A 20,457-nucleotide genomic window follows, 5' to 3' on the forward strand; every position below is an offset into this window, starting at 1 on the left:
TTTGCTTTGATTTTAACCAGCTCATAAAGCTGATTAAAGATACATGCTACGAACTTTTTTTTAAATTATAAGGATATGATAATTGGAATTCCAAAAGAAATCAAAAACAACGAGAGTAGGGTTGCACTGACACCCGGGGGAGCAAAAACCCTAGTAATGAACAAGCATACCGTATATGTGGAAACGCATGCCGGCGAAAACAGCGGATTTAGCGACGAGCAATACTTAAAAGCCGGGGCTCACATATTGCCTACCGCAGCCGAAGTATTTACAATTGCTGAAATGATAATAAAGGTAAAAGAACCTATTCAAAGCGAGTACAAACTTATCAAACCTAACCAGTTACTTTTTACCTATTTTCATTTTGCATCAAACAAAGAACTTACTCTTGCCATGATTGAAAGCGGAGCAACTTGTCTGGCTTATGAAACCGTAGAAAAATCTGACAAAACATTACCTCTTCTCATTCCAATGTCGGAAGTAGCCGGGAGAATGTCAATTCAGGAAGGTGCTCGTTGTCTGGAAAAACCGAAAGGTGGAAAAGGAATTTTACTGGGTGGCGTACCGGGAGTTAAACCCGCCAACGTACTTGTTTTAGGAGGTGGAGTTGTTGGTACTCAGGCAGCTTTAATGGCTGCAGGACTTGGAGCGCATGTAACTATAGCCGATATTTCATTGCCTCGTTTACGTTATCTAAGCGAAATTATGCCTGCCAATGTGGACACCTTAATGTCATCTACGTCTAACATAGAAGACATTTTACCTCACACTGATCTTGTAATTGGAGCAGTATTAATTCCGGGAGCAAAAGCACCACATCTTATCACTCGCGAAATGCTTAAACTTATGCAACCCGGATCGGTTCTCGTAGATGTTGCCATAGATCAGGGCGGTTGTTTTGAAACATCACACCCCACTACACACGCTGAACCTGTTTATCAGATAGACGGCATTTCGCACTACTGCGTAGCCAACATTCCGGGTGCCGTGCCATTTACGTCAACATTGGCTCTGACTAACGCTACACTGCCTTATGCTGTCACCCTTGCCAATTTGGGTTGGGAAAAAGCCTGCGAACTTCACGAAGACTTGCGAAAAGGATTGAATATAGTGGAAGGCAAAGTAGTGTGCGAAGCTGTAGCCAACACATTTAACCTGTAAGTAACAGAAAAAAGAACACCTTTGAACTGATTTAGCTCAACTTGTGTTTTTTATTTGAACAATAAAAAAGAAGCCTCATTTCTATCAAGAAATGAGGCTTCTTTTATAATATATGTGATGAGAAATACTGTATTTTGAATTATCGTTTATCTTCCGGTACAACAATGGGACCGGTAGCATTTCTAAAACTATACCGCGTCATTGATTGATTTGACTCAAAAGACAATGCATTAATAATACCCTGAGCTTTGGTGATTCTCACAAGCGTATCGGAATAAATACGCTCCAGATTCTGGTTCCAAAACAAATGCTCCGTTTCAAAAAGTTCGCCCTGCAAATTAATCATCCTTACTTTGCCTTTCAGTTCCCAGATTTTTTCGTTCTGATTAAATTTCGCGTAGTTACTGTGAATATTGGCATCTACTTTTAAATCCGGATTAAAACGCTCTAAATGTATTCCTTTAGGAAACTCCCAGTACGGTTGCGCAGCTCTGTCATATACATCCCAACGAGGTGTAGATATTCTGTAACGCGTAATGCCCGAATCTGAAATAACTGTAGTAACTTCAGTTGCATGCAGCTGAGGCATTGCCGAACGGTCTTTGACAGCAGAGATCTTAAGCGGTTTTTCCTGAGTACAGGCTACTAGCAATATTACAAATAAAGCACTACATATTAACGCCCGACCAATCAAACCAAGTTTTATCAAACGGAGAATACCCAACATCTTTGGTCTCTTTTCAATCATTATTTGGAGTTTGATTCCGTACACGATTACAGCTTACGTTTCATAAACCAATGCTCGTTGAAAACCACATTAAATGTAAATTTATAGTAATTCTCTTTCAACGTAGACGTAGAGCCTATCTTTCCATATTCAAACGAAGCATTTAGCATAGAAATAGTATTGTTGAATACATTGATAACAGGTAATCCGATACCGCATGAAACACCATAATTTTTTGGTTGTGAAACTCCCTGTATTTTATAATAAGAATCACTAACATTGAAACCGGCGCGATAGCGAATTCTGTCCGAGAAATATCTACCGATTGGATTTTTCTGATATTCAATACCAACAGCCAGTTTAGACCGATTTACCAAACTGTCAGTTTTTCCGAAGAATTTCGATTTTTTCCATTCCTGCATGCTATAATCTACACCAATAGTAAGCCTCTGCTTAAATGTATAACTTAATCCTACCCCAAAAACAGTCGGTAATTCAAAACCAGAAACATTGGTAATTGTTGTATCACCTGCGCTATATGTAGTTTGAATAAAGTCGCCGTTCATGGCTTTCTTTGGTTCAAAAATAACACCGAGCGTAAAATCGTGGTTCTTGTTAACAGTTGTGTTATACTGCGCACCAAACCTGAAGCGAAAATTATTTGCCCGGATTACATTAGTTTGAGTTGTTGAAATATAATCGCCAGATAACAGAGTATTAGTTGTAGTACTATTGAAACTCAAATCGCGAAAATTATTTACCTTTCCAAACATATAATAAGCGTTTACCCCTAACGACAAGTGCTTATTGATTTTTGCAGAAAGACCCATATAAACTTGAGAGAAACCACCATTTCCGATAAATGTTCTGGTCGCTCCGATGCTATCATGTCCATTTACCTGAGAGTTTATCAACAAAGTATCCTTATTAGACATATCATAGCCCGAAAACGAATATGGCAACAAACCGCCACTAAATCCCAACCATTTGGCCAAGGGGAATTGCATTGTAATATATTCGATATTGGCATTCATCTTCGAAACCTTCTTACCTGCCTCCGAAAATTTAGAGACCAAAGCAGATGTTCCTACATCAAACATAAAAGTCATACTGTCAACCACACTATACGAAGCAGGGTTAACCACATTGATACTGGAACTGGAACGAGAACCAATGGAAACTCCCCCCATACCTCGTTGTTCACCATTATTAGTATCACTTATATTACCATATCCAAATCTCGTATAAGGAGAATTAGTATTGTTCTGAGCAACAGAAAACTGAGTTAAAACAAGAAGAGAAAATACGAGAAGAAATAGCTTATTTTTGTACATTGTATTGAAGTATGCGGTTCAGACCGATTAACACTAAATTTCTTTCTGCAAAGATGGCATTTTTTAGCTTCGTATCAAAGTAAAAAGTGCTACCGCCCGTTAAAAATACTGAAAGTTGTGGATATTTAATTTTTAATACATTTATATAACCATCTATTTCGAAGACAATGCCATAAATAGCACCCGAAAGAATGGCCGAATCAGTTGAATTTCCCAGTAACGGACTTTCTTCTTTAGTTTCAATCAATGGCAGTTTATGAGTAAATTCATGCAAAGCACGCAGCCTTAAATTTAATCCCGGCGCAATATTACCGCCATGGTATATATTTTGAGAATCGATAAAATCGTATGTGATAGCTGTACCGGCATCAACAACCAGGATATCCGTATTCTGTTTGAGAAATGAAGCTCCAATAACAGCAGCTAATCTGTCTTTGCCCAGCGTCTCGGGTGTAGCATATCGGTTTTCAATCGGGATAGCAGTTTTATGCGACAACTCGATAAAGTTATCAAAGCTTGCTTCCAGAAAGTCAATAAACTCTTTGTTATCAGAGGTTACACTTGAAATTATACAGCGATCAATAAAGAATCTGTCAGTCAGAGTCAAAACGTCCGCCTTCCCGAATCTCTCGAAAATAAATGTTTCAACTAATTCAGTTTGATTGAAAACACCCACTTTTGTACTTGAGTTTCCCTGATCAATACACAGATTCATACCTAGTTACTTAAAAGTATTATTTCAAAAAAACTCAGTTCCAGCATCGGAAAAGCAATTATAAAATCATCTTTTCGATAGGTAGTACCAAAATTCCTTCGGCGCCAAGAGCTTTCAGCTTGCCAATGATATCCCAAAAACGTTTCTCGTCAATTACTACATGAAGCGAGTTCCAACCTTCCTTTGCCAACGGCATAATAGTTGGGCTCTTCATTCCCGGAAGTACTTCGATAATTTTATCAATATTATCTACAGGCACATTCATCAACACATATTTTTTATCTTCGGCCATCTGCACAGCCTCAATTCTAAAAAGCAATTCGTTTAATACCGCTTGTTTCTCATCTGAAAGCTTCGGATTGGAAATAAGCAGCGCTTCAGATTTCATCAACACCTCAACTTCTTTCAGATGATTGGTAACCAATGTACTTCCCGAACTCACTATATCAAAAATTGCATCAGAAAGACCTATATTAGGGGCAATTTCTACAGAACCGGTTATAACGTGTATATCTGCCTTTACATTATTTTCTTTCAAAAAATCCTCTAAAATAATAGGATACGATGTTGCTATAACCTTGCCGTTGAACCAGCTAATATCAGTATAATCCTGTTCCTTTGGAATAGCTAAAGAGAGTCTGCACTTGCTAAAACCTAAACGCTTAGTCAATATCACATTTTTCTTCTTTTCAGCATACTCATTTTCCCCAACGATTCCTATATCAGCCACTCCATCGGCTACCGACTGAGGAATATCATCATCGCGTAGGAATAAAACTTCGAGAGGAAAATTCCGCGCTGGTAATAATAGCAGACGTTTCCCCGATTCAAGTTTAATGCCTGTTTCGGTTAGCAACGCCATGGTTTCTTCGTACAATCGGCCTTTAGCCTGTATCGCAATTCGTAACATAATTTATTTTATTATTTTTTGGTGCACAAAGGTACAAAAAATGCATGAATCCAGCATTTATTCCATAAAAAAAGTCCGTTATCGAAATAACGGACTTTTAAGCCTGCAAGAATTTCTTTTGCGTTAGCTTTAATTACTTAGCAGCAGCAGTAGAATCAGCAGCAACTGCAGTAGAATCAGTAGCAGCAGAATCAACAGCAACTACAGTAGAATCAGCTTTAGGAGCTTCTTCAGCTTTTTTAGGAGTACAAGATGCGAAAGCCATAGCTACCACAAAAAACAAAAATACTTTTTTCATTTCTTTTAAACTTTAAAAATTTAACATGTTTGTTTTGCAATTCAAAATCGATGCAAAGTTACATCATTTTTTTATTCTGCATTAATAAATATCACTTTTTTTTAAAATATTTTTTGGTTTGATTGTTTTTTAGCTCTTTTTAGGTATAATTGGTTGAAGAATACGGATTACAGCAAAGAAAACGCCTTCCAAAAAGAAAAAAAGTCTGTTAGAAAATTTCTAACAGACTTTTACTTCGTACAAAATACGAATACTCTAATTACTTAGCAGCAGCAGTAGAGTCAGCAGCAACTGCAGTAGAGTCAGGAGTAGCTACAGAATCAGCAGCAACTACAGTAGAATCAGCTTTAGGAGCTTCTTCAGCTTTTTTAGGAGCACAAGATGCGAAAGCCAAAGCTACTACGCAAAACAAAAATACTTTTTTCATTACTTTAAATCTTTAAAATTTAACATGTTAATTTTGCTATTCAAAATCGCTGCAAAGATACATTATTTTTTATTCAAGCATTAGTATTCATTCATTTTTTTTCAAATTATTTTCTCAATAAAAATCTGAATTTGTAACCATCTAGTTATAAGCACCATTTTATTTTAACTATTAGATGAATATAAGTATCTTTTAATGCTTTTCTTTGGCGTTTTCTCGAATTCGTGGGGATAAAGCTGAATTTTCGAAATACCTTCGTATGCAGCAACGATGGAGTTCAAGGCTTTTCTGTTTTCTTCCATCAGAATTTCCAGTTGCTTCTGGTCTACACCTTCGGCATCCACAGCCTCATAGTCCGGGCAAACCATGGCAACGAGCTTTCCGTGACTTTCAATAACCAGACTTTCCAACACATAAGGCATGTTATTCAGCTTTGCTTCTATCTCTTCAGGATATATATTCTGACCATTGGCACTCAAAATCATTGTTTTATTACGTCCACGTATAAACACATTGCCGTCTTCATCTACTGTTCCAAGGTCACCCGTGTGCAACCAACCTTCGGAGTCAATTATCTGCGAAGTTCCTTCAGGATTCTTATAATAACCGGACATTACATTCTCGCCCCGGACACAAATTTCTCCAACACCGGTACTTTCATCCCTATTCAGTATTTTCGCCTCCATAATGTCCAACAGTTTTCCTGATGATTTAGGAACAAAATCTTTGGTATTGGCATAACTGACCAGCGGAGCGCACTCGGTCATACCATATCCTACCGTAAAAGGAAATTTTATTTTGTGGAAAAATTCCTCCACTTCGGCATTCAGCGGCGCACCACCAACCACAACCTCGGAAAACTCGCCACCAAAAGCATCAATCAACTTTTTGCGTATCTGAGCCAAAACCGGTTGATCAAGAAACGGAATGCTCAACACCCAACGCATGGATGGTTTAGCCAGCATGGGCTGAATCTGCTTCTTGTATATTTTCTCTATAATAAGTGGCACGCAAAATATCACGCTTGGTTTGATTTCAGCAAAAGCCTTGAGAAGTATCTTTGCTGAGGGCGTTTTACCAATAAAGTGAATGTGGCATCCGGCACAAACCGGAGTAAGAAAATCGAAAGCACAACCGTAGGCATGCGCCAAGGGCAGAAAAGAAACAATGCGATAATAAGGTGCTACCAATTTAGTGCGAAAACCAAAGGTGATATTGCCTGCTAAAGCATTGCCGCTTGTCATCACACCTTTACTAAAGCCGGTGGTGCCGGAAGTATAATTAATGGACACAATTTCAGCATTCGATTTATCGGCATACCGCACACAGTCTTTATGAAAACCGTAAGGATATTTTTCGGCAAACAATTTCTTTACGGTTTCCATATCTATTTCCGACAAGTCCAGATTGTCATTGTGTTGTAGCTCCGGATTATCGGTGATATCCTCCGCCACAGCATTTAAGAGTGTAGTACAGCTAAAGTTGGTCAACGAGAACACAGCTTTTACTGTGGTCAGCTTTTCTTCTTCCAGATTTTCCCAAATAGCATCACCTGCAAAAAGAAGTTTTGATTCGGAATGATTGGTAATATGATGCACATCGTTGGCATTAAAATCCTGCAGAATGGGAACAACTATGGCTCCGTAAGTAACCACAGCTATATAAGTCACGGCCCAGTTAGCATTATTTCGCCCAATGAGTGCAATTTTATCGTTGGGCTCTATCTTACATTGTTCAAAAAGAATATGCAATTCTGCCACTTTTCGTGCTATATCGGCGTAAGTAAGCGTCACATCTTCTCCATAATTTGTAAATCCCGGCAAGTCCCAGTTCTTACGAAATCCATCTTCGAACAACCGAATAAAGTTTTCCTGAATCATATTTTTATTGTGTATTTCATTAATATCGTCATAAAAGACACGGCAAAAATAATGAATAATTACTCACTCGTACCGACTGTGTGCAAATAATTTGGATTATTTGAACATTCCATCAGGCTTTTTAATTAAAAAAAATGTTTTTGTTTCAATATCGTTTGGATAGAACGTATCTTGGTAAAAATGACTGATTTTTGACTATTTCAAATCTGAACCTGTAAAAAAATCTGTATCTTTGTGCCTTCAAAAAAATATCTTATCGAATTATGAATATATCGTATAACTGGCTGAAGCAATACATTAACATTGATATTACGCCCGATGAATTATCAAAAGCACTCACTTCCATCGGTCTGGAAGTAGGCGGAGTGGAAGAAGTTCAAACTATTAAAGGTGGATTGGAAGGATTGGTTATTGGAGAAGTACTGACCTGCGTCAATCATGAAAACTCTGACCACTTACATGTTACAACCGTAAACATTGGTACACCGGAACCCATTCAGGTAGTATGCGGTGCTCCCAACGTAGCTGCCGGACAAAAGGTAGTAGTGGCAACAGTAGGCACCAAGTTATATTCAGGCGAAGAAAGTTTTTCCATAAAACGCTCAAAAATACGCGGTGTAGAATCGTTCGGGATGATATGTGCCGAAGATGAAATAGGCGTAGGAACAAGCCACGACGGCATTATTGTACTTCCTGTTGAAGCAGTACCCGGAACCTTAGCCAAAGATTATTACGGCATTAAAAACGACACTTTATTAGAAGTAGATATTACTCCAAACCGCATTGATGCAGCTTCACACTTCGGTGTAGCGCGCGATTTGGCAGCATTCTTTGCATTAAAAGACAAATCGGTAAAACTCACCAAACCATCGGTAGAGGGTTTTGCCATACAAAATACCAACCTGACTATACCGGTAACTGTAGAAAACACAGATGCCTGTCCTCGTTATTCGGCTGTAACTATTTCGGGCGTAAAAGTTGCCGAATCGCCTGAATGGTTGAAAAACTACCTGCATGTTATCGGGCTTCGTCCAATCAATAATATAGTGGATGTTACCAACTACGTATTGCACGAATTGGGTCAGCCAATGCATGCTTTTGATGCAGATAAAATTAAAGGCGGCGAAGTACGCGTAAAAACATTGGCAGAAGGAACTCCTTTTACCACATTGGATGGAGCGGAACGCAAGCTGAATGCTGCCGATCTGATGATTTGCAATGCCAAAGAACCTATGTGTATCGGTGGTGTGTTTGGTGGACTGGACTCAGGAGTTACCGAAACAACTCAAAACGTATTTTTGGAAAGTGCATACTTCAATCCCGTCTCTATCCGCAAAACAGCTCGTCGTCATGGCTTAAACACAGACGCATCGTTCCGCTACGAACGCGGTTGCGATCCTACCAACACCATTTATGTACTGAAACGCTGCGCCCTACTGATTCAGGAAGTGGCAGGCGGACAAATATCAAGCGATATAGTGGACATTTACCCACAAGAAGTAAAGCCATTCGAAGTATCGGTATCGCTGCGCAAAATCAATACATTAATTGGCAAAGAAATTGGCAAAGAGAATATTGAAACCATTTTGGCAGCGCTGGAAATGAAAATAGTGAGCCAAAACGAAGAAGGTTACGTGCTTCATGTACCCGCTTACCGCGTGGATGTGCAACGCGACGTGGATGTGATTGAAGACATTCTGCGTATTTACGGCTACAACAATGTGGAGATAGGCGAAACACTGAAATCAACCCTGAGCTACAGCTCAAAACCTGACAGCTACAAACTGCAAAACCTGATTTCGGAACAGCTCACAGCGCAAGGATTCAACGAAGTGCTGAATAACTCCCTGACCAAAGGCGGTTATTATACCGACCTCACCTCCTACCCTGCCGCGCACAGCGTGAAAATCATAAACTCGCTGAGCTCAGATTTGAACGTCATGCGTCAGACTTTGTTATTTGGTGGATTGGAAAACATCAACCGCAACGTGAACCGCAGAAATGCCGACTTGAAATTCTACGAATTCGGAAACTGCTATTATTATCATGCCGAAAACAAAAAAGAAGGAGAGAAACTGGCTGCTTACTCTGAAGACATGCATCTGGGACTGTGGCTTACGGGCAACAAGCACGGACAATCATGGACGGCTACTGACGAGAAATCGAGTATTTATGAGCTAAAAGCTTATATCGAAAATATATTACGCCGACTGGGATTCAACCTGCGCAAACTGATTGTTGGTGAATATGCCGACGATTTATTGAGCGACGCATTGACAATTTATAGTGCTGCCGGTCGTAAACTGGCCGTTTACGGTATCGTTCACCACAACATACGCAAAGTTACCGACATTGATCAGGAGGTGTATTATGCCGACCTGAACTGGAACGCTATACTGGCTGAACTGGGCGAACACAAGGTACAATATAAAGAGCTGTCGAAATTCCCTGACGTGAAACGCGACCTGGCTCTGTTGCTCGACAAGAACGTAGCATTTGCCGAAATAGAAAAAATAGCTTTCGAAACTGAACGCAAGCTGTTGAAAAAAGTAAACCTGTTTGACGTGTACGAAGGCAAGAATTTGGAAGCAGGCAAAAAATCGTATGCTGTGAGTTTCTTATTGCAGGACGAAACAAAAACACTGACTGATACGCAGATTGAAAGTATTATGAAGAAGCTTCAAGCGAACTTTGAAACTAAGCTGGGAGCGAAACTAAGATAGAAAGTAAGGAGTAAGGAGTAAGAGGTAAGAAAGTAAGAGGCAAGAAGTAAGTAATTTGTAACATTTAAATGCAAATCTCATGTCCGAAAATTTAGACTACAATGAAAAATACAGGCTAAGGACCAAAAGATTTGCTGTTGCAATTATTTTATTTTATTCAAAACATTGTAAACAAACAGAAGAATTAAGAGTAATAGGAAAGCAGTTATTACGATCCGGAACATCCGTTGCAGCTAATTTTCGGGCTGTGACCCGTGGAAGATCCCATGCCGAAAGGTTTTCCAAAATGTGTATTGTTGTTGAAGAAATTGATGAGACACAATTTTGGCTTGAACTGATTGAAGAAGCAGATATGTTGGACAAATCCACTTTTGGAGATATAAAAAAGGAAACAGATGAACTCGTAAAAATCTTTTCGGCAAGTAAAGCTAACATGAAGAAATAACAAGTTACTTACTTCTTGCCTCTTACTTTATTACTTCTAAAATATAAAAGAAATGGAAGAACTATCATTTGAAGGAAAGATATTGAACACACCGTACGGCAAACCTGATGCGTATAATGCTTTGAGTATGCCAGTTTATAACTCTGCTGCTTTTGAGTTTGAAACGGCAGAGCAAATGGAGCTTGCCTTTACAGGACGTGCGGCCGATCATACTTACTCACGCATAACCAATCCTACGGTTCAGTATTTCGAAGACCGGGTGCGAACTATTACCGGCGCGTTTGGCGTTACGGCGCTTAATTCAGGCATGGCCGCCATAACCAACACCATCATTGCGCTGGCGCAGACGGGGAGTAATATCGTTACTTCCAGACATCTGTTCGGTAATACCTATTCGTTTTTCACCTTTACGTTGGCAGCCTTCGGGGTGGAGATTCGTTTTTGCGACCTGACCAATGCCGCCGAAGTAGAAGCCAACATTGATGCCAATACCTGTGCGGTATTTCTGGAAATAATCACCAACCCCCAACTGGAAGTAGCGGACCTGAAAGCCATTTCGGGTGTAGCTAAACAGAAAGGAGTGCCTGTAGTGGCCGATACTACGGTAATTCCGTTTTGTGCATTCAAGGCTAAAAACTTTGGGGTAAATATTGAAATCGTATCGAGCACAAAATACATTTCGGGCGGTGCCACCGGACTGGGCGGACTGATTATTGACTACGGAACGTTCAACTGGCAACAGTCGCCTAAGCTGGGTGAGTTGGCCAAGCAGTTTGGACCGGCTACCTTCACCGTCAAGATGCGCAAGGAAATACACCGCAACCTGGGCGCCTACATGACACCGCAGACAGCCTACATGCAAACGCTGGGACTGGAAACCATGAGCCTGCGATACGAAAAAGCTTCGGCAACCTGTCAGGCACTGGTGGAGAAACTGGAAAAACTGCCCGAAATAGCCTCGGTAAACTATACAGGACTGCTCACCAATAAATTTAATGCCATAAGTAAGGCACAATTTGGCGAGCATCCGGGCGCTATGTTCACCTTCGATCTGGAGTCGCGCGAAGCCGCATTCCGATTTATGAACAAACTGAAACTGATTAAGCGCGCCACCAATCTATTCGACAACAAAACTCTGGCGATTCACCCTGCCAGCACTATATTCGGGACATTTACCCCGGAAGTGCGCCGCGAGATGAACGTATCGGACAATACCATCCGTATATCCGTAGGGCTGGAAAGTGTGGAAGATCTTTTAGCAGACTTTGTGCAAGCACTTAAATGATATGATGATGTGGTGATGTAATGATTAAGAAATGAAGATCCGCGAATCGAGCAATTGATTGGCAGAACTATTATAACAGCAACGAGGGTGTCCAAAAGTTTTGGGCACTCTTTTTTTAATTTATCCATTGAACAGAACGCCCCACACAATAGATATTCAGATAATGAAAATACATATCAATCATCCAACTTTTATAACGAACTTACATCACATTAATATCAACACATTATGCGCAGCTATTAAAAATAGATTTGGAATAGCAACACATATCTAGCCGATATTCGAGATAATAAATTAATATCGTCACATAATGTGCAAGCATTAATTCAGAGATAAAAATATCGGCGCATAATGTATAAGCATTTATTCAGAGATGAGTATATCGTCACATAATGTGCAAGTATTTATTCAGAGATGAGTATATCGGCGCATAATGTGCAAGCATTAATTCAGAGATAAGTATATCGGCGCATAATGTGCAAGCATTTATTCAGAGATGAGTATATCGGCGCATAATGTACAAGCATTTATTCAGAGATAAGTATATCGTCGCATAATGTATAAGCATTTATTCAGAGATAAGAATATCGGCTAATTATGTATGGATATTTATCAGTATTCGAGTGAGGTGTGGGAAAATAAAATGGGTATAACTTACCACACGCTAAAATCGTACGGCAACATATACACTACAAGTGCGAACCGATAACTTTCGATTCGCACTTGCTATGTATATGAATTATGCATTATTAATTATGCATTAATATCTTCATGCATCGTTCCAGGCTTTCTTCCCAATGCGGGATAACAATGCCGTAAGTGGTTTTAATCTTGGATTTATTCAGTACGCTATAGTGCGGACGTGGTGTACGAGCCGGATAATCTTTGGTTTCGATAGGGTGAACATCGCACGTGATACCTGCTATGCGATGAATGGTCTTGGTAAAGTCGTACCATGAGCACACACCTTCGTCGGAAAAATGATAGATACCCGGAACGAATACCGGATGACTCAACAGTTTCAGTATAGCATCGGCCAGGTCGGCTGCATAGGTAGGTGAACCTATCTGATCGAAAATAACGTTGAGCGAGTCGCGCTCTGTACCGAGCTTAATCATCGTTTTCACAAAATTGTTACCAAACGAAGAATACAGCCAGGCTGTACGGAGAATTACAGCTTGTTCGCAAGTTTCCATCAACGCCTGTTCGCCCGCTAGCTTAGACTTTCCGTAAACAGTATTGGGAGAAACAGCCTGATCTTCGGAATAAGGCATGTAATTGGTGCCATCGAACACATAATCGGTAGAGACATGAACCACCTTTAATCCGTTTTGGTGCGCTACCTCACCAATGTTCCGAACTGCTTCGGCATTGATTTTATAGCAAAGTTCCACATCATCTTCGGCTTTATCCACCGCTGTGTAAGCTGCACAATTGACGATTACATTTACGGCATTGGCTTTTACAAAAGCATCGAGCGCCGCCTTGTCGCAGATGTCCAGCTCTTCGACATCGGTATATATAAATCTGAAAGCAGGAAAACGGGCAGCAGCCTGTTGCATTTCGTTGCCCAGTTGTCCGTGGCTGCCGGTAATAAGTATAGTTTGCATAATAATTTTGTCAGTTTACTATGACCCCCAACCCCTAAAGGGGGGCAAAGACATAGTCTTTGAAATTATGAATTACAGATTTTATATCTAAGTTTAACCATCCAAAAGTCCCCTTCAGGGGGTTGGGGGTCTAGAAATTCAGTTCAGCATCTTTCAGCAATGGGTGCTTGGTGTCTTTATCCGAAATAATGGCTTTATCGGCTGGGATTTTCCAATCGATAGCCAGTGCCGGATCGTTGTACATAATGCCCCGCTCCAACTGCGGACTATAAAAGTCATCACATTTGTAGGTAAAGACTGCGGTTTCGCTCAATACGGAAAAACCATGCGCAAATCCCTGCGGAATAATAAACTGCAAGTGATTTTCTTCAGTCAGCTCCACACCGTACCATTGTCCGAAAGTAGGCGAGTCTTTACGCAGGTCTACAGCTACATCCCACACAGCACCCTGAACAACCGATACTAATTTAGTCTGGCTTTGTGGCAACAGTTGATAATGAAGACCACGAATGACTCCATACGATGATTTTGACTGGTTATCCTGGCAAAAATGTATATTGATATTGGCTGCCTTATAAGCTGCCTCGTTGTACGATTCGAAAAAGAATCCGCGCGCATCGGCAAACACGCGGGGTTTAATGATAACAAGATCTTTTATCGGGGTTTCTATTATTTCCATTAATCAATTATTACCCCTAGCCCCTAAAGGGGAACTAGGTAAGTTTTTTTAATTTTCTATAATCGTAAAAGACCGCCTCTCGTTCCCCTTTAGGGGTTTAGGGGTCATTTTTCGTTGGCTATTTTAATCAAATACTCGCCGTAATGATTCTTCTTGAGTGGTTCGGCAAGTTTTAGCAGCTGCTCACGGTCGATATACCCGTAACGATAAGCAATTTCTTCCAGACATGCCACTTTCAATCCCTGACGGTTTTCTATCGTAGCAATAAAATTAGAAGCCTCCAACAAACTATCGTGAGTACCCGTATCGAGCCATGCCATGCCACGCCCCATCATTTTCAGGCTAAGACGTTCTTCTTCCAGATACAAACGGTTCAGGTCGGTAATCTCCAACTCACCACGCTTCGAAGGTTTCAGTCCTTTGGCTTTTTTCACCACATCGTTGCTGTAAAAATACAAACCTGTTACAGCGTAGTTCGATTTTGGTTGTAATGGCTTTTCTTCGAGGCTGAGCACCTTGCCATTCTGGTCAAATTCAGCCACACCATAGCGTTCCGGATCGTTTACATAATATCCGAACACGGTAGCTCCATCTTCCAGCTTTGCTGCTTCACGCAGCGTACGCGAAAAATCGAATCCGTAAAATATATTATCTCCCAACACCATGCATACACTGTCGTTTCCGATAAACTTTTCACCGATAATAAAAGCCTGCGCCAATCCATCAGGCGAAGGTTGAATAGCATACTCCAGTTTAATGCCCAGATCATCACCATTTCCCAACAAGTTCTCGTATAAATGAATGTCTTGCGGAGTAGAAATAATCAATATCTCTTTGATACCGGCCAGCATTAATACCGATAGCGGATAATAAATCATCGGCTTATCGTACACCGGAATAATTTGCTTCGAAATACTTTTGGTAATAGGATACAAGCGCGTACCTGAACCTCCTGCTAAAACAATTCCTTTCATAAATCAAGTTTTACTGAGTGATAATTTTGTATTGTAACGTTCAAAAGTTGAGTAATGTTGACGTTCGGTTATTTTTTTATTGAGCCCCAAAATTATAAAAATTCAGGCAATTAACAAGCACTTCAGTCAATTATTGTTCTTCCAAATCCAATTCGCCGGATTTGTATAGTTGATAATTTTTTGCCAGCAACACCATGAACTTACTTATCTCGGTCTGAACCTGAAGAGTTTCCGGAGAAATAGCCGTTTTTTTCAAACGAAGTGCCATGATACCGTATTGAAAGTTGAAGCAAAGTTCAATGTCGCTTAAATTGGCATCAGACTGCTTACGCAATTGTGTGATGGAGGGTAAAACGTGGTAAAATTTGGCATTATAGCCGGCATCTTTACCGGAACGTATGAAAAGAGCATGAAACTCGTCGAGTTCCTGGATAATATTTTTGTTGAGTTGCAGATGCCCTTCTGTTTGTACATTCTCAAGGCGCATCATTTCAATCAGGCTTTCGTACCAATCGTACAAGCTCTTGCGCTCAGCTTCTGAAACTGGATAAGAGGCAATTATTCTCTCGTTAATCAGATCCATGTCCAGGCGAAAAGCACGTATCAAATCTTCCACTTGCCACATATAAAGCAAGTATTCGCAGATATTTTCCTTTTTAAGTTTGTGGGCTATAAACATAACGTATTAATTCATAATTTGTAATTCATAATTAAAAAAATAACGCGAAGCTAATAACTATGAATATAGCAAAGCAGATAACTATTTACTCAAAATCCCATTCACCGTCTTCATCAATAAAAGTTGGTTCAATGAAATCGTCGAGTTCACGGCGTTCTTTTTTGGTGGGTCGTCCGGTTCCTCTGTCCCGCCCTGTTTGTCCGGCAAGTTTACTGAGTTCAATGAGTTCAAGCTGATCGGGGGTTGTTACGTTTAGCATAAAATCAGGCACCAACTTAGCATTCATTCTATTTTCCGACAATGCCAGTACTTTGAATGAAAACAAAACGGGATTTCTTCTTATGGAAATCACATCTCCAACCTTCACATTGCGCGACGGTTTTACGGCCACATTCTGCATAAAAACTCGCCCTTTTTTGCAAGCTTCGGCAGCCAGCGTTCTTGTTTTGAACAAACGCACCGCCCACAGCCATTTATCTATACGTACTTCGGTTTTCATCTTAGATGTTGGTTAAGTAGTAAATTGGTTGATTGGTTGATTGGTTGATTGGTTGATTAAGATAAACAAAAGACCAAGTGCATCAACTAACTTCCAGCTTTTTATTTCCCATTAAACTGTGTCATGGTCAATTGCATACCGGCCAGGCAAAAGCTCTGAATAATTTCAATGCAACGCTCAGCGCGTTCGGGCAAAGCTTCCGATTGCTCTTTAGTCCATTTTCCAAGCACATATTCTACTTGTCTGCCTTTTGCAAAATCATTTCCAACCCCAAATCTTAAACGGGGATAATTATTGTGTCCAAGAATTTCCTGAATGTTCTTTAATCCGTTATGTCCTGCATCCGATCCCTGAGGTTTGAGGCGTAACGTACCAAATGGCAAAGCAATGTCATCGACCACCACCAGCACATTTTCAATCGCAATTTTCTCTTTCTGCATCCAGTAACGCAAAGCATTTCCGCTCAAATTCATGAAGGTTGATGGTTTGAGCAAAATAAGCGTACGTCCCTTCAGTTTAACCTCGCAGGTAGAGCCATAACGATTTTCGGTAAAAAAAACATTGGACGCCTTAGCAAAAGCGTCCAATATTGTAAAACCTATGTTGTGGCGGGTATCCTGGTACTCGTTACCAATATTGCCCAATCCGACAATTAAGTATTTCATCTGTCAAAAGATTATTTACCTGCAGCAGCGGCAGCACCACGGGCAGCTCTTGTCAATTTAACCTGTGCAACAACAGCATTCTTAGCATTCAGGATTTCCAAATTTGGAACAGATACCTTAGCAACCTGAATAGATTTACCTAATCCCAATTCTGTAACATCGATAACAATGTTTTCAGGAATTTGAGTGTATAAACCTTTTACTTTCAAATTACGCATTTCTAACGCCAATTTACCCCCTGCTTTCACACCTTCTGCCAAACCTTCAAGTTTAACAGGAAGATTTACAACCACTGGTTTATCTTCGGTTATTGCAAGAAAATCCATGTGTAAAACTTTGTCTGTAACAGGGTGGAATTGCAACGCTTTCATGATAGCTTTTGTTACTTTTCCGCCAATTTCTAAATTTACTACGAATACTTCAGGTGAATAAACTAATTTGCGAATTTCACTTACAGTAGTAGTAAAGTGTACGTTTTCTGCTACTCCATACAATACGCATGGTACATTATCAACAGTTCTTTCTGCTTTAGTAGCTTTCTTTCCAAGGTCAGTTCTCACTGTTCCTTTCAAATCAAATGTTTTCATTTGTTGTTATTAATTGTGTTACTCAAAATTTAAGCGTTTTATTTTTAAGTGATTAGTCGCTTAATTTCCCATCACACTTTCTTTTGCAAAAAAGTGGGGCAAAGATAGTTATATTTTTGTATATCTGCAACATCTGACTCTCAATAATTTTGAAGCTACTATCTTTAAAAATTATCTCTATTACACGTGCTATGCTCTAGCCCTTTTTATTTACTTTTGTACAAATTATTCAGCCAACCGAATTTTATGAATCAAACCATAGAACGCATGACATCCTTCATTGTCATGGATGTACTGGAACGCGCCAACGAATTACAGCAAAACGGCATTGATGTTATCCATCTGGAAGTTGGAGAACCCGATTTTGACATGCCCGAATGCATTGCAAAAGCAGCAATTGAAGCACACAAAACAGGTGTTACTCATTACACACACTCACTGGGCGACCCACAGCTACGCAAAGCAATAAGCGAATTTTACAAAACAGAATACAATGTCACCGTTGATCCTGACTGCATCCTCGTTACGTCGGGTTCTTCTCCGGCTATACTAATGGCACTTATGCTTCTTTGTAACGCCGGAGACGAAGTTATCATGTCCAATCCTGGTTATCCGTGCTACAGAAACTTCACTCTGGCTTGTCAGGCCGAACCGGTTTGTGTACCGTTGCGTGCTGAATGCGATTTTCAGTACAATATAGCTGACATCAGGGAGAAAATAACCGACAAAACGCGTGCGCTTTTTGTAAACTCACCCATGAACCCAACGGGAACACTGGTCAACGACAGTGTATACAAAGAATTAATCCAACTAGGGATCCCTATAATATCTGACGAAATCTATCACGGACTTGTTTACAATGGCAAAGCGTCGTCAATACTCGAATTCACAGACAAAGCGTTTGTTATCAATGGATTTTCGAAACGCTTTGCTATGACCGGACTTCGACTCGGATACCTGATAGCTCCTAAAGAATACATGCGATCCTTACAGATTTTACAACAAAACCTCTTTATCTGCGCTCCAAGCACCGCCCAAAAAGCGGGAATAGCAGCCTTAAAAGAAGCTCGGACTGATGTTGATACCATGCGCAATATCTACAACGAAAGACGGGTATATCTTATTGACAAAATGAGAAAGATGGGATTTGTGATACACACCGAACCTCAAGGCGCATTTTACGTTTTTTGTGACGCCCGCAAATTCACCTCAGATTCATATCGATTTGCATTCGACATTCTCGAAAAGGCTCATGTTGGCGTAACTCCGGGAATCGATTTCGGAACAGGTGGCGAAGGATTCATCAGATTATCGTATGCTAACTCGCTGGAGAATATTCGAACCGCCATGGACAGACTGGAGACTTACCTAAACAACGAAATTCAACAACAAGCAGATTGATTGCAAATTAGAGTAAAACTGAATCATTTATTTGTTTAGAAAATTTTTCATTACACAGTTAGTAATTCAAATAAATGTATTATATTTGCAGGCTCAAAATAAAAGGCAACAATTATTACACATTTTAAAATTAGGGAGGAAACAAACAATAGCTAAACAATTAACCATCAGACCTCAAAGAGGAAAAGTGAAAGAGCAGCCCAATCGTATAAACGAAAAAATCAAAGGGTTAAAGGAAGTTCGCTTGGTAGGTGATAACGTAGAACAAGGTGTTTATTCTTATGATGAAGCCATTCGTATTGCTGACCAACTTGAATTAGATTTGGTAGAAATATCGCCTAATGCTGTACCGCCGGTTTGTAAAATAGTTGACTATCAAAAGTTTTTGTACCAAATTAAAAAACGTGAGAAAGAAGCTAAAGCCAAGACAGCAAAAGTAGTATTAAAAGAAATTCGTTTCGGTCCTCAAACCGACGATCATGATTACAATTTTAAATTGAAACATGCTCAGGAATTTCTGAAAGAAGGCTGCAAAGTAAAAGCTTACGTATTTTTCAAAGGACGTTCTATTCTGTTTAAAGAACAAGGTGAGGTTTTATTACTTCGTTTTGCAAGCGACCTTGAAGATTATGCCAAAGTAGACCAACTGCCACAATTGGAAGGAAAACGTATGATTATTATGTTTTCACCTAAAAAGCCAAAATAAGCAGTTTAAATAAAGGATTACACAATTTAATATAAGTAACAATGCCAAAAATGAAAACTAATTCCGGTGCTAAAAAAAGGTTTACCCTTACCGGATCAGGAAAGATCAAAAGAAAACATGCTTTTAAAAGGCACATTTTGACTAAAAAAACAACTAAGCAAAAACGTAACCTGACTCACTCAGCTCTTGTAAACAAGACTGACCTGACAAACGTTAAAGAAATGCTTTGCTTGAAATAGTCGGACTCTTCTTTTAAAATCTCATTTTCTTAGTCTAAAACCGAATGTCTTTAGCCCTAAGATCGCTAAGAAATAAGCGGCGCTAACATTCACAAATCATTTAATTATGCCAAGATCAGTAAATCACGTTGCTTCACGTAAAAGAAGAAAAAGAATTTTAAGCCTTACCAGAGGCTATTTTGGAGGCCGTCGCAATGTTTGGACCGTAGCCAAAAACACTTGGGAAAAAGGGTTGCAATATGCTTATCGCGACCGTAAGAACAAAAAACGCAGCTTCCGCGCATTGTGGATTCAACGTATCAATGCTGCTGCACGTTTAGAAGGCATGTCATATTCAAAACTAATGGGCGCTTTACACAAAGCCGGTATCGAAATGAACCGTAAAGTATTAGCCGATTTAGCCATGAATCATCCCGAAGCTTTCAAAGCTATCGTATTAAAAGCTAAAAACGCTTAAGAAATTAACTTGCCTTAGTCTGTCTTTGTTTATTAGAAACAAAACATAATTGATAA

General features: G+C 39.8%; 22 protein-coding genes. 8 read left to right on the top strand and 14 right to left on the bottom strand.

Annotated features, from left to right (window positions below; all coding sequences use genetic code 11):
* The first annotated feature begins 75 nt into the window (after positions 1-75).
* Entirely contained in the window at positions 76-1,161 is a 1,086-nt protein-coding gene (gene ald / locus PALPR_RS06005; RefSeq protein ID WP_013444720.1) for an alanine dehydrogenase, read from the top strand.
* A gap of 139 nt (positions 1,162-1,300) precedes the next feature.
* On the opposite strand, the gene lptC is transcribed toward ald, so the two are convergent.
* The 7 genes from lptC to PALPR_RS06030 all read right to left on the bottom strand — a co-directional run bounded on the left by lptC (position 1,301) and on the right by PALPR_RS06030 (position 7,452).
* Positions 1,301-1,909 (bottom strand): LPS export ABC transporter periplasmic protein LptC, encoded by a 609-nt coding sequence (gene lptC / locus PALPR_RS06010; RefSeq protein ID WP_083807186.1) that lies wholly within the window; start codon positions 1,907-1,909, stop codon positions 1,301-1,303.
* Between the two features lie 26 nt (positions 1,910-1,935).
* Positions 1,936-3,222 (bottom strand): BamG family beta-barrel-assembly machinery protein, encoded by a 1,287-nt coding sequence (locus tag PALPR_RS06015; RefSeq protein WP_013444722.1) that lies wholly within the window; start codon positions 3,220-3,222, stop codon positions 1,936-1,938.
* Entirely contained in the window at positions 3,209-3,937 is a 729-nt protein-coding gene (locus tag PALPR_RS06020; RefSeq protein ID WP_013444723.1) for a type III pantothenate kinase, read from the bottom strand. Before PALPR_RS06020 ends, PALPR_RS06015 begins: the two co-directional genes overlap by 14 nt.
* Before the next feature lie 58 nt (positions 3,938-3,995).
* Positions 3,996-4,847 carry an ATP phosphoribosyltransferase gene (gene hisG, locus PALPR_RS06025; RefSeq protein ID WP_013444724.1) on the bottom strand — a complete coding sequence of 284 codons (852 nt, stop codon included), beginning with the start codon at positions 4,845-4,847 and terminating at the stop codon, positions 3,996-3,998.
* Positions 4,848-4,980: 133 nt separating this feature from the next.
* Positions 4,981-5,145, bottom strand: coding sequence for a hypothetical protein (locus PALPR_RS15915; protein WP_013444725.1), 165 nt, complete (start codon positions 5,143-5,145; stop codon positions 4,981-4,983).
* Between the two features lie 259 nt (positions 5,146-5,404).
* The gene (locus PALPR_RS15920; protein ID WP_013444726.1) at positions 5,405-5,572 is read right to left on the bottom strand and encodes a hypothetical protein; all 168 of its coding nucleotides are present in this window, start codon (positions 5,570-5,572) and stop codon (positions 5,405-5,407) included.
* A 164-nt stretch (positions 5,573-5,736) separates the two neighbouring features.
* Positions 5,737-7,452: an AMP-binding protein gene (locus PALPR_RS06030; RefSeq protein WP_013444727.1), complete on the bottom strand. Its 1,716-nt coding sequence runs from the start codon at positions 7,450-7,452 to the stop codon at positions 5,737-5,739.
* A 263-nt stretch (positions 7,453-7,715) separates the two neighbouring features.
* On the opposite strand from PALPR_RS06030, the gene pheT reads away from it, so the two are divergent.
* The 3 genes from pheT (at position 7,716) to PALPR_RS06045 (ending at position 11,905) form a co-directional block, all read left to right on the top strand.
* Entirely contained in the window at positions 7,716-10,175 is a 2,460-nt protein-coding gene (pheT, locus tag PALPR_RS06035; RefSeq protein WP_013444728.1) for a phenylalanine--tRNA ligase subunit beta, read from the top strand.
* A gap of 79 nt (positions 10,176-10,254) precedes the next feature.
* The gene (locus PALPR_RS06040) at positions 10,255-10,620 is read left to right on the top strand and encodes a four helix bundle protein (protein ID WP_013444729.1); all 366 of its coding nucleotides are present in this window, start codon (positions 10,255-10,257) and stop codon (positions 10,618-10,620) included.
* Positions 10,621-10,672: 52 nt separating this feature from the next.
* Positions 10,673-11,905 carry a PLP-dependent transferase gene (locus PALPR_RS06045; protein WP_013444730.1) on the top strand — a complete coding sequence of 411 codons (1,233 nt, stop codon included), beginning with the start codon at positions 10,673-10,675 and terminating at the stop codon, positions 11,903-11,905.
* Between the two features lie 749 nt (positions 11,906-12,654).
* Here PALPR_RS06045 and rfbD read toward each other — a convergent pair.
* From rfbD to PALPR_RS06080, 7 genes are all read right to left on the bottom strand, one after another.
* Positions 12,655-13,515: a dTDP-4-dehydrorhamnose reductase gene (rfbD, locus tag PALPR_RS06050; protein WP_013444732.1), complete on the bottom strand. Its 861-nt coding sequence runs from the start codon at positions 13,513-13,515 to the stop codon at positions 12,655-12,657.
* A 130-nt stretch (positions 13,516-13,645) separates the two neighbouring features.
* Positions 13,646-14,194 carry a dTDP-4-dehydrorhamnose 3,5-epimerase gene (gene rfbC / locus PALPR_RS06055; protein WP_013444733.1) on the bottom strand — a complete coding sequence of 183 codons (549 nt, stop codon included), beginning with the start codon at positions 14,192-14,194 and terminating at the stop codon, positions 13,646-13,648.
* A 104-nt stretch (positions 14,195-14,298) separates the two neighbouring features.
* Complete coding sequence (gene rfbA / locus PALPR_RS06060) at positions 14,299-15,168, bottom strand: glucose-1-phosphate thymidylyltransferase RfbA (protein WP_013444734.1); 870 nt, start codon at positions 15,166-15,168, stop codon at positions 14,299-14,301.
* Between the two features lie 130 nt (positions 15,169-15,298).
* Positions 15,299-15,847: a DUF4924 family protein gene (locus PALPR_RS06065; protein WP_013444735.1), complete on the bottom strand. Its 549-nt coding sequence runs from the start codon at positions 15,845-15,847 to the stop codon at positions 15,299-15,301.
* 85 nt (positions 15,848-15,932) lie between these two features.
* The gene (locus PALPR_RS06070) at positions 15,933-16,346 is read right to left on the bottom strand and encodes an RNA-binding S4 domain-containing protein (RefSeq protein WP_013444736.1); all 414 of its coding nucleotides are present in this window, start codon (positions 16,344-16,346) and stop codon (positions 15,933-15,935) included.
* Between the two features lie 101 nt (positions 16,347-16,447).
* The gene (gene pth / locus PALPR_RS06075) at positions 16,448-17,011 is read right to left on the bottom strand and encodes an aminoacyl-tRNA hydrolase (RefSeq protein ID WP_013444737.1); all 564 of its coding nucleotides are present in this window, start codon (positions 17,009-17,011) and stop codon (positions 16,448-16,450) included.
* Between the two features lie 11 nt (positions 17,012-17,022).
* Positions 17,023-17,598, bottom strand: a complete 576-nt coding sequence (locus PALPR_RS06080) for a 50S ribosomal protein L25/general stress protein Ctc (RefSeq protein ID WP_013444738.1) — start codon at positions 17,596-17,598, stop codon at positions 17,023-17,025.
* 246 nt (positions 17,599-17,844) lie between these two features.
* Here PALPR_RS06080 and PALPR_RS06085 point away from each other — a divergent pair, with 246 nt between their 5' ends.
* From PALPR_RS06085 to rplT, 4 genes are all read left to right on the top strand, one after another.
* Positions 17,845-18,999, top strand: a complete 1,155-nt coding sequence (locus PALPR_RS06085) for a pyridoxal phosphate-dependent aminotransferase (RefSeq protein ID WP_013444739.1) — start codon at positions 17,845-17,847, stop codon at positions 18,997-18,999.
* Positions 19,000-19,165: 166 nt separating this feature from the next.
* Complete coding sequence (gene infC / locus PALPR_RS06090; protein WP_049777058.1) at positions 19,166-19,705, top strand: translation initiation factor IF-3; 540 nt, start codon at positions 19,166-19,168, stop codon at positions 19,703-19,705.
* A 41-nt stretch (positions 19,706-19,746) separates the two neighbouring features.
* Positions 19,747-19,944 carry a 50S ribosomal protein L35 gene (gene rpmI, locus PALPR_RS06095; RefSeq protein ID WP_013444741.1) on the top strand — a complete coding sequence of 66 codons (198 nt, stop codon included), beginning with the start codon at positions 19,747-19,749 and terminating at the stop codon, positions 19,942-19,944.
* A gap of 106 nt (positions 19,945-20,050) precedes the next feature.
* Entirely contained in the window at positions 20,051-20,401 is a 351-nt protein-coding gene (gene rplT, locus PALPR_RS06100) for a 50S ribosomal protein L20 (RefSeq protein ID WP_013444742.1), read from the top strand.
* Positions 20,402-20,457 lie beyond the last annotated feature (56 nt).

The organism is Paludibacter propionicigenes WB4 (genome assembly GCF_000183135.1).
Classification (GTDB): Bacteria; Bacteroidota; Bacteroidia; order Bacteroidales; family Paludibacteraceae; genus Paludibacter; species Paludibacter propionicigenes.

What these genes read in the sequence shown, in the direction of transcription:
- ald (WP_013444720.1), top strand. Translation starts at nt 76, where the DNA reads ATGATAATTGGAATTCCAAAAGAAATCAAAAACAACGAGAGTAGGGTT.
- lptC (WP_083807186.1), bottom strand. Translation starts at nt 1,909, where the DNA reads ATGATTGAAAAGAGACCAAAGATGTTGGGTATTCTCCGTTTGATAAAA.
- PALPR_RS06015 (WP_013444722.1), bottom strand. Translation starts at nt 3,222, where the DNA reads ATGTACAAAAATAAGCTATTTCTTCTCGTATTTTCTCTTCTTGTTTTA.
- PALPR_RS06020 (WP_013444723.1), bottom strand. Translation starts at nt 3,937, where the DNA reads ATGAATCTGTGTATTGATCAGGGAAACTCAAGTACAAAAGTGGGTGTT.
- hisG (WP_013444724.1), bottom strand. Translation starts at nt 4,847, where the DNA reads ATGTTACGAATTGCGATACAGGCTAAAGGCCGATTGTACGAAGAAACC.
- PALPR_RS15915 (WP_013444725.1), bottom strand. Translation starts at nt 5,145, where the DNA reads ATGAAAAAAGTATTTTTGTTTTTTGTGGTAGCTATGGCTTTCGCATCT.
- PALPR_RS15920 (WP_013444726.1), bottom strand. Translation starts at nt 5,572, where the DNA reads ATGAAAAAAGTATTTTTGTTTTGCGTAGTAGCTTTGGCTTTCGCATCT.
- PALPR_RS06030 (WP_013444727.1), bottom strand. Translation starts at nt 7,452, where the DNA reads ATGATTCAGGAAAACTTTATTCGGTTGTTCGAAGATGGATTTCGTAAG.
- pheT (WP_013444728.1), top strand. Translation starts at nt 7,716, where the DNA reads ATGAATATATCGTATAACTGGCTGAAGCAATACATTAACATTGATATT.
- PALPR_RS06040 (WP_013444729.1), top strand. Translation starts at nt 10,255, where the DNA reads ATGTCCGAAAATTTAGACTACAATGAAAAATACAGGCTAAGGACCAAA.
- PALPR_RS06045 (WP_013444730.1), top strand. Translation starts at nt 10,673, where the DNA reads ATGGAAGAACTATCATTTGAAGGAAAGATATTGAACACACCGTACGGC.
- rfbD (WP_013444732.1), bottom strand. Translation starts at nt 13,515, where the DNA reads ATGCAAACTATACTTATTACCGGCAGCCACGGACAACTGGGCAACGAA.
- rfbC (WP_013444733.1), bottom strand. Translation starts at nt 14,194, where the DNA reads ATGGAAATAATAGAAACCCCGATAAAAGATCTTGTTATCATTAAACCC.
- rfbA (WP_013444734.1), bottom strand. Translation starts at nt 15,168, where the DNA reads ATGAAAGGAATTGTTTTAGCAGGAGGTTCAGGTACGCGCTTGTATCCT.
- PALPR_RS06065 (WP_013444735.1), bottom strand. Translation starts at nt 15,847, where the DNA reads ATGTTTATAGCCCACAAACTTAAAAAGGAAAATATCTGCGAATACTTG.
- PALPR_RS06070 (WP_013444736.1), bottom strand. Translation starts at nt 16,346, where the DNA reads ATGAAAACCGAAGTACGTATAGATAAATGGCTGTGGGCGGTGCGTTTG.
- pth (WP_013444737.1), bottom strand. Translation starts at nt 17,011, where the DNA reads ATGAAATACTTAATTGTCGGATTGGGCAATATTGGTAACGAGTACCAG.
- PALPR_RS06080 (WP_013444738.1), bottom strand. Translation starts at nt 17,598, where the DNA reads ATGAAAACATTTGATTTGAAAGGAACAGTGAGAACTGACCTTGGAAAG.
- PALPR_RS06085 (WP_013444739.1), top strand. Translation starts at nt 17,845, where the DNA reads ATGAATCAAACCATAGAACGCATGACATCCTTCATTGTCATGGATGTA.
- rpmI (WP_013444741.1), top strand. Translation starts at nt 19,747, where the DNA reads ATGCCAAAAATGAAAACTAATTCCGGTGCTAAAAAAAGGTTTACCCTT.
- rplT (WP_013444742.1), top strand. Translation starts at nt 20,051, where the DNA reads ATGCCAAGATCAGTAAATCACGTTGCTTCACGTAAAAGAAGAAAAAGA.